At 58.7% G+C, this 247-nt stretch carries 1 protein-coding gene; it reads right to left on the reverse strand.

Annotation, left to right across the window (positions count from 1 at the left end; translation table 11 throughout):
* Nucleotides 1–247, reverse strand: a 247-nt coding sequence (locus tag ACPYOG_RS20240; RefSeq protein ID WP_481295878.1) for a S49 family peptidase, incomplete at both ends; no start/stop codon positions are given.

Raw genomic sequence — 247 nt, forward strand, 5'->3', positions numbered from 1 at the left:
GTCCATGACCATATTGCGGATCATATTCTTGGCGTCTTCGCTGGCCGGATGGAAAGGCGACGGTTCGGCCTTCAGCGGCGCAGACTTGATCTCGTCGAGCGAAACCCCGATTTTGTCGAGCAGATCCTTGACCTGCGGATATTGGAAGATGACGCCGATCGACCCCGTGATCGAGGTATCGCCCGCGACGATATCATCGCCGGCAGTTGCGATCATATAGCCCGCAGACGCCGCGACGGTGCGGATG

Source organism: Leifsonia sp. HAY1-4F, from assembly GCF_056755275.1.